The sequence below is a fragment of the Gordoniibacillus kamchatkensis genome, from assembly GCF_000829455.1.
GTDB classification, from domain to species: Bacteria; Bacillota; Bacilli; order Paenibacillales; family NBRC-103111; genus Gordoniibacillus; species Gordoniibacillus kamchatkensis.
The window spans coordinates 81587-90822 of record NZ_JXAK01000027.1 but is presented as its reverse complement, the minus strand read 5'-3'; the positions used below and the strand labels follow the sequence as shown (position 1 = coordinate 90822).

Sequence of the window (9236 nt, the reverse complement as noted above, 5' to 3'; positions counted from 1 at the left end):
AGTATACTTGAAGCGAAAATCATTTTCTTGTTCATGATTGTACATTACCCCGAACCTATATTTGATCCAGAAGAAAAGCAGCAACCGCTGCTTGCTCTCATTTGATCAGTTTATTCATCGTTGTCATCAGTTCCGACAAGACGTCGGTATCGCCCTCCTGGATCCGCTCGATGACGCAGCTTTTGAGGTGATGCTCCAGCAAAAGCTTGCCGACGCCGTTCAAAGCCGACTGCACAGAAGCGATTTGATTCAGGACATCGTCGCAATACGTATCTTTTTCAATCAGCCCTCTAATGCCGCGCACTTGGCCTTCGATTCGGTTCAACCGGTTGATCAGGCTGCTTTTTACTTTATCGGAATGATGGCTCTTCCGCCCCGCTTGCTCGGCCAAGGAGCAATCCGATTCGTGTTCATGGATATGATCCGACATCTCCGTCTCCACGCTCATTCGCGAAGCCTCCTTTTTCTTACATTATACTATACTCCCACCCCCTATTCAAAGGGAAATGAACGCTACATAGCTGCCGAACCGCTCGCTTCCCCAGGTTTAGGCGAACGGATCAACAGCAGCGCTAAAATCGCGCCTGCAAAAGCGACCATACCGGACCAGAAAAATGCTGAATGAAATCCCGCATTCAGAGCGCCGATCGAATCTCCCTCGGCTTGGGAAGCCATCGCGGAGGAAGCGATCGCTACCATAATGGCCAAACTGATGGCTGAACCGATTTGGTAACTCGTATTGGCAAGACCGGATGCCAGGCCCGCTTCTTCCGGTTTTGCCCCCGACATGGCTGCCATTGTGGCCGGAATATAAGCTAGCGACATGCCAAGCGCACCTAGCAGTGATGCCGGGAGCACATTGGCCGCGAACGTGCCGTCTGCGGGCGTGTTTCCGGAGAACAGCAGCATCGATCCGCCAAGTGCAATAAAGCCGACGATCAGGTTGGCCTTCACACCGAACTTCCCGATCAATTTTCCTGTAATGAACATCATAAAGACGGCAATCCATATCGTCATCGGCAGCAAAGCAACCCCGCCGGCGAAGGCGGAAAACTTCAATACTTGCTGCATGTAGAGATTAAGGAAATACCACAGCGGAATCCAGCCCCCGGACAGCGTGATGAGCGCGATATTGCCGGCCGCCAGATTCGGCGCTTTAAAGATTCGGAGCGGCACGAGCGGTTCTTTTTTAACGGCTTGAATGATGAGGAACAAAATGAATAGCAGCGCTCCCGAAATGATCGTCCACAAGGTAGACGACGATCCCCATCCGTTATGCTCCGCAGTTACAATGCCGTAAACGATCAAGATCAAAGCCGCCGTCACGAAAATGGCGCCTGCGGCGTCGATGCTTCCTTGTCTGCGCGACCCTTTCGACAATAGCCCCGGGGATAAGAGCAAGGCAACGATACCGACCGGAACATTGATCAAAAATGTCCAATGCCAGCTTAGCCACTCCGGTAATCACCCCTCCGAGAAATACTCCTGCCGATCCGCCGGCCGCTGCCGAAGCGCCCCAAAATCCCAGAGCCTTGCCAAGTTCGTTCGGGTTTCCGCTAAACAGCATCATCACAATGGTGAGGGCCGAAGGCGCAATTAAAGCGGAACCGAACCCTTGCAGCGCACGGCCCGCATTAAGCGCCCCCTCGCTCCAAGCCAAGCCCGCAAGCAAAGATGCTAAAGTGAGAATGAAAAATCCGAGCATGAAAATGCGCCGCTGACCAAACAGGTCGGACAATCGGCCCCCGAGCAGCAGCAAGCCGCCGAAGAAAATGACGTAAGCATTAAACACCCATTGCAAGCTTTCCTGCGAATAGCCGAGCGCTTCTTTGATGGCCGGCAACGCGACGCCGATTATCGATGTATCCATAATGACCATAAAATTCGCAAGGCACAATAAAGCCAGCGCTTTCCAGCGTTTCGGATCGGCTTGCGATACAGCCTGGTATGGTGTCGACATGGTACAACCTCCTCCTGAAATTGACCGGCAGACCATTGGAACATGTTAACGCTCGTGACGGCCGTCTTAACCGAGGTTAACGGAGAACCAAAATTTGCCGGAGCACGCTTTTGATTATAGTATAGCCCCCTACCCTATTGTCAACTTTATTTTTTTCTTGCAGCCTACAAAACCTCGACGCCTTTTCCACCTTTTCCTCCCGTTTCCCTATCGCAGCCTCTCCATGCTTCGAATTTCAAACATAAAAACAATGGACACGCCATATGTTTCACATATAGGGTTAGGGGGAATGGTATATGAAGCTCATTCTGTTAAGCAGCCTATTCGGCATTCTCACCGTCTGGGTGGCAGCATTTATTTTGACCTTTCGCAAACAGCTGACTTGTATGGCCGGTATGATGGCCGCCATGGTGCTGGGCATGGCAGTCGGGTTAACATTGGGAACTGTGTTTGGCTTATGGCTTCCGGGGCAATTTTTTCAATCGACTGTATTCAGCATGCTGATTGGGGGTGCAATTGGGGCTTTTATCGGGGGACCTATCAGTCTTATGGCTGTGCTGGACGGATTGCTGTCGGGGATCATGGGCGGCATGATGGGAACGATGCTGATCGTCATGATGCCCGCTCCTCATGCCATGATTACGGTCAACATCGTATCCGTACTTTGCAGCGGGATCATTTTTATACTCTTAGTTATGCTGCAGGGAGAAATCAAGTCCGAATTGCTAAGGTCCAAAACGTTTCTGTTGTCCAAGCCCGCTCCGATGTTTTTGCTGATTTGTCTTGTACTCGGACTCGCCCAAATAGCGCCAATGCCAAAATCCGGAATTCATGAGCATATCGGGCATGAACATGACAGTTCCATGCATCGTCCCGAGACGAATATTCATGCCGACACAGAGCTTCTGATACGGGCGATGGAATATTCTTTTACCCCTGCTTCCATTCACGTCGGATTGGGCGAAAAAGTAAAAATCACGCTCGATAATGCAGGGCAAGTCGAGCATGATTTTGAAATCGTCGGAACAAACATTCACCTTCACGCGGCGCCCGGCAACAAAAGCAGCCTGGTTGTCAGCTTTGACAAAGCCGGCTACTACCAAGTCGTTTGTACGGTGCCGGGCCATAAAGAGGCAGGAATGACCGCCTCTATTCAGGTCTCGAAGTAAAACCGTCATTCTGAAGCAGGGCAGTCGGCGGAACCGGCTACTTCCCCCACCGCTTGACCCAGTCCGGATCGTAGCCGAATTGATCCAGGACGCGGCCGACCGTATGATTGACGATATCGTCAATCGTCTGCGGCTTGTTGTAGAAAGCGGGCATCGGCGGAAACACCATCGCTCCGGCCAATATGACGGTTTCCATGTTGCGCACATGAATTAAATTTAAAGGGGACTCCCTTGTGAGCAGAATGAGCTTTTTCCGCTCCTTCAGCATGACGTCGGCCGCTCTTGTGATCAGATCGGAAGCAAGGCCCGTCGCCACTGCGGCCAGCGTCTTCATGCTGCACGGTGCAATCACCATCCCGTCCACACGAAACGAGCCGGACGAGATGCTGGCGGCTTGATTTTTGACGCTGTGGCAGACGGTGGCCATCTGTTTCACCTGGCTGAGAGAGTACGACGTTTCCATCTGAATCGTCTTTTCCCCCCACTCGCTGATGATCAGGTGCGTCTCCGCCCCCAATTCGTTCAACGCTTCCAAGAGCCGCACGCCATAAATCGCTCCGGAACCGCCCGTTATGCCAACGACGATTCTTTTCATTCAGGAGTCCCCCACTCGTATTTCTATTCAGTGCCCAAATATCGGTTAACGATGTTGTCCGGCAATTGCTCCAGCAGCTTGCCCTCGCCGATATACCGCTCGTAGTCCGGAATGCGGGTGACGACGTATTCCATCGGCTTCGCGTTCAGCGGGACGGTGGCGTCGAGGCCGATTTTGGAGCCGACGCCGCCTTCCTTCGAAGGGTCCAGCTTGGAGCCGAGCGCGTAGTTAACCACAACGAGATCTTTATCGGCTTGAAATCTTGTCGCTACACACCAGTCTACCTGATCCATATCGAAAATGTCGATGTCTTCATCGACGACGATAAGACCACAACCTCGTGTACGGACGCACCCGATCCGAACACCGGCACCGGCGGGAGCGGTTGATGCATTTGCATGGGGCTGGACAAGTTCATTTGAGCGACTGCTTCGTTTTGCGTAAATGTTCGCTCATGGCGTGAACGGCCAACTCCGGATCCTTTGCTCGAGCGCCGAAATGATGTTGATGTGCTCCTGGACGACTTCCTGCATCCTGTTTCGCTTCTTTACCGCCTTCAAGCCGATCAGATGCGACAAATTGTGCAAATTCAGCAAAATTTGCTCGATCAGCTCGTAACCGACGAAATGGGTCAATGTCATGTGGAACTGCTGATCAAGGTTAATAAAAGTTACTTCATCGTCGGTAGCCATAGCTTCTTCCTGCAATGAGCAGCTTTTTCTCAACTCGCGCAATTGGGATTCGTTAATCGATGCCGCAAGTTTTTTCATCACTTCGCTTTCTATCGACGTCCGCAGCAAAAAAATTTGTTCAATCTCGCTGTCCGAAACTTGGCGCACCGTCATCCCTTTGCGCGGAACGGTAATGACGAGCCCCTCTTTAATTAAGTCCAGCAACGCTTCTCGCACAGGCGTCCGCGACGTTTGGAGCGATTCCGCAAGCTGCACTTCGGTAAAAATTTCTTCCGATGTTATGTAACCGTTGAGTATCACTTTTTTAATTTCGTGATATACCCGTTCTTTCGTTGTCGAATTTTTTGTAATCGGTTTCATGTTGAATTTCATTAGCAGCACCCTCATCTTTTTCTATGAATAACCGCCAGATTATGCCATGGATGCATAATACATTACACTCAACATGAAGGTCAAGACGATTTTGACTCATCAGTATACGCTGCGCCTATACTTTAGGCTGATTCCGCTTCGGGAAACGCGCACGTTCCAAGTGACGGCGCAAGCCGTTATCTGTAAGGACTCCCCGCCTGCCGCAACCGGCGAGAAGTCCGCTAACCGCTCCTAGGGCACAAGCATTCGCTTCATCTTGTTCATGATTCTCTCCCTTAGTCTGTTTCAAATAAAAACCGTCTATTCTGGGAATAGCCAAAATAATCAAGTATGCACCGTTTTTTTGGCAACCCGGCTGTCCTAGTTTGTCGCAAACGTTAGACCCGCGGCTTTGTGTCTCCAACTTTCAACACATTTTTTGGAAACGATGCGTCGTAGCAATGGTGATACCCCGGCTATTTGGGCTAATTATCAAGCATTCCGGCGCTTGAAACCGACTTTTCTATCGTTTTCATCTTATTCTCATGAATTTCTAACAATAAGCGCTAACGCTTGATGAGCCCTGAATTTAAACGCCTCCTGGAAGAAAATAGGACTATCGATTTATGTTATGGTGGTTACAGGTGGTCAGACGCCAAACACAACACGATCGACAGGAGGAATTACAATCATGACAAACATGAAGAAAAGCCGCCTTGCCAAATCGTTAGTGGGAATTAGCTTGAGCCTGACTCTACTCGGTTCCGGAAGCTTTATGCTCGGCGCCCCGTCTGCCGAAGCGGCGACAGTGTCCGCTGCAACTACGGCAAACAGAGTGATAGCGTCGGGCGAAAAATATATGAGCGTTCCTTACCGATACGGAGCGCGTTCCGGTGATACGAGCCATTTCGATTGCTCTTCGTTCACGCAATACGTCTTTAAAGCGAACGGCATCAATTTGCCGCGTTCGTCGCGGCAGCAGTCGCAAGTAGGCACCTATGTGCCGCGAAGCCAGCTGAAACCCGGGGATCTTGTATTTTTCTATTCTCCGATTCATCACGTCGCCATCTACATCGGGAACGGCAAAATTTTGCACACGTTCGGCAAAGGCGGCGTCACGATTTCGAATCTGAATTCCGGTTGGTGGAGCTCCCACTTCGCGACGGCTCGCCGCGTCATTCATTAAGCGGTAAGCGGGTTAGCCGCGACCATATTTTGATTGGCTTCGCTGGACGTCAGCCTGCGTGAACCGCATGGCGTACGGCCATTCGGTAAGCACGGGCCAACGGCAGGTTTGTGAAACGGATTCGTACGGCAAAAAGGAGCAGTCGCGCCTAACGGCGATGCTCCTTTTTTGCATAGAATAGCCAATTTTCGTCCATTGGAACACGAGTTCAAGGAAGCCGCAGCCCCACATTCTTAGGTCTGCAGCGCAGCCCCGCTTTCTTGGGTCGCCTGGCCGATTTTCATCAGGATTTAATGTTCGTGTAGTAAAGTGAGAGAGATTTGCAGAAAGGGGGATTCCATTGAACCACAATCAGGGCTATTCTTTCGGACAAACGCAAATGGCCCCTTCTCCGGCACGCAGGCCGAAGCGGCGCCGCCGGCGGGCGCTCCGGTTCGCCGCGCTCATCGTCCTGCTAGCGCTGCTCGGCTTCGTCTACTGGTTTTATTTCACGGCGTCAGGCACGGATTTGCGGTATATGCTGGCCGATACGCTGATCACGACCCAGCATCGCGATTACGCCAAATATTTGATCGGCCAGGACGAATTAAACCGCCGCGTCGACGAATACTTCAAAAAGTTTGACGAAATGGGCATGGAGAAGGACGACCATGACGTCAGCTTGGGAGGCAAAACGAATAACAGCGTGCAGGTCGAACCGGTATCCGGCAAAAATTTTAAAGGCTATTTGCTCTATGTCCACAATCCGCGGATGCTGCGCGTCGTCACAACCAGTATCAAAGGCCAAGGCGAGCAAATTTTGAGCATGGTGAAGCGGACCGGGGCGATCGCCGGGGTGAACGGGGGCGCGTTCGACGATCCAGGCTACGACGGCAACGGCTTCAAGCCGAGCGGCATCGTCATGTCGGGCGGAAAGCTGCTCTACTCGGACGTAGGCATGAATACGCCGGTGAACATGGTCGGCATCGACCGGAACGGCCTTATGGTGGCGGGACGCTACAAGCCTTCCGAGCTGCTGCAAATGGGCGTTACCGATGCCGTCTCGTTCCAGCCCAAATTTATCGTGAACGGCAAAGGACTGATCAAGAACGAAGCCGACGGCTGGGGCATCGCGCCGCGCACTTGCATGGCGCAGAAGAAAGACGGCACGATTATGTTCCTCGTCATCGACGGGCGCCAGCCCGGTTATTCGATCGGTGCCACGCTTTACGACGCCCAGCAGCTGTTACTTGCGAAAGGCGCCGTGACGGCCGCCAATTTGGACGGAGGCTCTTCCTCCGTGCTGGTCAAGGACGACCAGGTCGTCAATCGCCCTTCCAGCAGCTACGGGATGCGCTATTTGCCAACGGCTTTCCTCGTGTTCGACCATCCCGATCGGGTGAAGGTTCCGAACATTTGGAGCGGGATGGACATGGCCCATTTCAATTCCGCGTTCAAGCCTTTCGCCTCATAACCGCCAAAACGACACAATCAGGCTGCGCCCGGTTGTGTCGTTTTGTCGTTAGAGGCCGGACAGATCGTGCGTCTCCACTTTCACAATCCGGTTGCTTTCGTCGACAAACACGACTTTCGGCTTCAGCTGGCTTGCCTCCTCTTCGCTCATCAGCCCCAAGCTTAAAATAATAACGAGATCGCCCGGGTCAAACAAATGGGCAGGCGGGCCGTTCAGGCATATTTTCCCCGAACCTTCCGGAGCCGGCAAGGCGTACGTTTTCCAGCGGGTCGCGTTGCGCAAGCTGGTCACCTGCACCATCTCGTAGGCCCTGAGGTTCACTTCCCTCATCAACGCGGCGTCGATCGTGATGCTGCCTACATAGTTCAAATCTGCTTCCGTCACGGTAGCGCGGTGAATTTTCCCTTTGCACATCAGGCGAAGCATAGCTGCTCCCTACTTTCGCATCGTATTCCCCACAAGCATATGTGCGAAGCTCCGCGCATGCGTGGGCAGATGCCTATAGTTGGCGGTGCGTCTGGGTAGAAGCCGTGCCCTCCGCATATTGGGTGAATACGCTGGACTGATTGAATTTGTTAACGGCGGTGGATGGAGTGAGTAACTTCTTATTGGCGTGCTCTCGTTGCGGCGTAACCCATCCTTTTGACATAAAAGGGAAATGCAAATGCGGCGGCACTTTGCTGGTGGAATACGATCTGGAATTCATTCGCCGCATCTGGAGCCGTGAAGCGCTAGCGGCGCGCCCTTGGACGATGTGGCGATACCGGGAGCTGCTGCCGGTGAGCGATCAGGGGAGTATCGTCACGCTTGGAGAAGGAGGCACCCCGCTGCTTCGGCTCGGCGAAGCGAGAAGCGATTGTCGCTGCGAGGCGTATACAGCAAGCGGGAAGAAATAAATCCGACCGGCAGCTTCAAAGCGCGCGGGTTCTCCGCGGCGGTGACGCTGCTGCACGAGCGCGGCGTGCGAAAGGTAGCGGTCAACTCGAACGGCAACGCCGCTGCGGCGCTTGCTGCCTATGCCGCGCGCGCGGGCATGGAAGCTTATGTATTCGTGCCGAAAGACTGCCCGGGGCTAATCGCCATGGAGAGCGTCCATTACGGCGCTCATACGTATCTTGTCGACGGCTACATCCAGGATGCCGGACGCGTCGTGGAAGACGGCGCTGCGGAGCAAGGCTGGGTGCATGTCGGCACGCTGCGCGAGCCGGGCCGGGCCGAGGGCAAAAAGACGATGGGACTCGAAGTCGCGGAGCAGCTCGAATGGACGCTGCCCGACGTTATCTTATACCCGACCGGAGGCGGGTCGGGGATCATCGGGTTGTGGCGGGCTTTCGAGCAGCTTAGGCAATTGGGCTGGGTGCAAGGAGAGCTGCCGCGCCTTATCGCCGTGCAAGAAAGCGGCTGCCAGCCGATCGTCGATCTGATGCGCGCTTACGGCTCTGACAATGAACGTCCGGCACTGGCCGATGCGGCGGCGACCGCCGCTCCGACCGGGCTGCGCGTGCCGGCCCCTCCGGACGGGCATCTGATCGCTTCGATTCTGCGGCGAACCGGAGGCGATGCGATTTCAGTCACGCAGGAAGACATCCGCGGCGCCGCCAAGGAGCTCGCTGCAGCCGGTCTTACCGCATCGCCGGAAGGGGCGGCTGTCTGGGCAGGCTTGCTGCAGCTTCATGATTCCGGCTATTTTCGCGGGAACGAAACGGTCGTGCTGTTCAACACGTCCCACGCCGTCAAATATTGGCCATGGTCAATGCCGGAGCCGATTCCTGTCGTTCGCAGCTACGCCGACTTCAAGGCGGTTCATCCGCAAGCCAAAGGAGGCTGATC

11 protein-coding genes, 1 pseudogene and 1 riboswitch are annotated in these 9236 nt (G+C 53.7%); of the genes and pseudogenes, 5 read left to right on the top strand and 7 right to left on the bottom strand.

The annotated features are described in order from the left end of the window. Positions 1-97 precede the first annotated feature (97 nt). From SD70_RS16320 to SD70_RS39275, 3 genes and pseudogenes are all read right to left on the bottom strand, one after another. On the bottom strand, positions 98-430 hold the full coding sequence (locus SD70_RS16320) for a metal-sensitive transcriptional regulator (RefSeq protein WP_041048607.1): 333 nt from the start codon (positions 428-430) through the stop codon (positions 98-100). 83 nt (positions 431-513) lie between these two features. Beyond that, positions 514-1401 carry an MFS transporter gene (locus tag SD70_RS38145; protein WP_269432479.1) on the bottom strand — a complete coding sequence of 296 codons (888 nt, stop codon included), beginning with the start codon at positions 1399-1401 and terminating at the stop codon, positions 514-516. Between the two features lie 118 nt (positions 1402-1519). Continuing rightward, positions 1520-1870, bottom strand: a pseudogene (locus SD70_RS39275) (MFS transporter); the annotation flags it as partial. Between the two features lie 386 nt (positions 1871-2256). On the opposite strand from SD70_RS39275, the gene SD70_RS16310 reads away from it, so the two are divergent. Further along, a complete protein-coding gene (locus SD70_RS16310; RefSeq protein ID WP_041048587.1) occupies positions 2257-3129 on the top strand; it encodes a cupredoxin domain-containing protein in 873 nt (290 codons plus the stop codon). Positions 3130-3166: 37 nt separating this feature from the next. On the opposite strand, the gene SD70_RS16305 is transcribed toward SD70_RS16310, so the two are convergent. The 3 genes from SD70_RS16305 to SD70_RS16295 form a co-directional block, all read right to left on the bottom strand. After that, positions 3167-3724: a UbiX family flavin prenyltransferase gene (locus tag SD70_RS16305; RefSeq protein ID WP_041048586.1), complete on the bottom strand. Its 558-nt coding sequence runs from the start codon at positions 3722-3724 to the stop codon at positions 3167-3169. Positions 3725-3747: 23 nt separating this feature from the next. Further along, complete coding sequence (locus SD70_RS16300) at positions 3748-4050, bottom strand: UbiD family decarboxylase domain-containing protein (protein ID WP_269432478.1); 303 nt, start codon at positions 4048-4050, stop codon at positions 3748-3750. A gap of 126 nt (positions 4051-4176) precedes the next feature. Beyond that, positions 4177-4788: a GntR family transcriptional regulator gene (locus tag SD70_RS16295; protein WP_041048584.1), complete on the bottom strand. Its 612-nt coding sequence runs from the start codon at positions 4786-4788 to the stop codon at positions 4177-4179. Between the two features lie 342 nt (positions 4789-5130). After that, positions 5131-5213, bottom strand: a riboswitch (cyclic di-GMP riboswitch). A 254-nt stretch (positions 5214-5467) separates the two neighbouring features. Between SD70_RS16295 and SD70_RS16290 the strand changes: the two genes are divergently transcribed. Both SD70_RS16290 and SD70_RS16285 read left to right on the top strand, forming a co-directional pair. Then, on the top strand, positions 5468-5953 hold the full coding sequence (locus SD70_RS16290) for a C40 family peptidase (RefSeq protein WP_041048606.1): 486 nt from the start codon (positions 5468-5470) through the stop codon (positions 5951-5953). 379 nt (positions 5954-6332) lie between these two features. Beyond that, positions 6333-7406, top strand: coding sequence for a phosphodiester glycosidase family protein (locus SD70_RS16285; RefSeq protein WP_041048605.1), 1074 nt, complete (start codon positions 6333-6335; stop codon positions 7404-7406). A 48-nt stretch (positions 7407-7454) separates the two neighbouring features. Here SD70_RS16285 and panD read toward each other — a convergent pair whose 3' ends face one another. After that, positions 7455-7832 carry an aspartate 1-decarboxylase gene (gene panD, locus SD70_RS16280; protein ID WP_041048583.1) on the bottom strand — a complete coding sequence of 126 codons (378 nt, stop codon included), beginning with the start codon at positions 7830-7832 and terminating at the stop codon, positions 7455-7457. 257 nt (positions 7833-8089) lie between these two features. Here panD and SD70_RS38140 point away from each other — a divergent pair, with 257 nt between their 5' ends. Next, the gene (locus SD70_RS38140; RefSeq protein ID WP_231571247.1) at positions 8090-8302 is read left to right on the top strand and encodes a hypothetical protein; all 213 of its coding nucleotides are present in this window, start codon (positions 8090-8092) and stop codon (positions 8300-8302) included. Then, positions 8263-9234, top strand: a complete 972-nt coding sequence (locus SD70_RS16275; protein WP_231571246.1) for a threonine synthase — start codon at positions 8263-8265, stop codon at positions 9232-9234. Before SD70_RS38140 ends, SD70_RS16275 begins: the two co-directional genes overlap by 40 nt. Positions 9235-9236 lie beyond the last annotated feature (2 nt).

Excerpts from the sequence above, each read along its gene's own strand:
- SD70_RS16320 (WP_041048607.1), bottom strand. The coding sequence starts at position 430 with ATGTCGGATCATATCCATGAACACGAATCGGATTGCTCCTTGGCCGAG.
- SD70_RS16310 (WP_041048587.1), top strand. The coding sequence starts at position 2,257 with ATGAAGCTCATTCTGTTAAGCAGCCTATTCGGCATTCTCACCGTCTGG.
- SD70_RS16305 (WP_041048586.1), bottom strand. The coding sequence starts at position 3,724 with ATGAAAAGAATCGTCGTTGGCATAACGGGCGGTTCCGGAGCGATTTAT.
- SD70_RS16295 (WP_041048584.1), bottom strand. The coding sequence starts at position 4,788 with ATGAAATTCAACATGAAACCGATTACAAAAAATTCGACAACGAAAGAA.
- SD70_RS16290 (WP_041048606.1), top strand. The coding sequence starts at position 5,468 with ATGAAGAAAAGCCGCCTTGCCAAATCGTTAGTGGGAATTAGCTTGAGC.
- SD70_RS16285 (WP_041048605.1), top strand. The coding sequence starts at position 6,333 with ATGGCCCCTTCTCCGGCACGCAGGCCGAAGCGGCGCCGCCGGCGGGCG.
- panD (WP_041048583.1), bottom strand. The coding sequence starts at position 7,832 with ATGCTTCGCCTGATGTGCAAAGGGAAAATTCACCGCGCTACCGTGACG.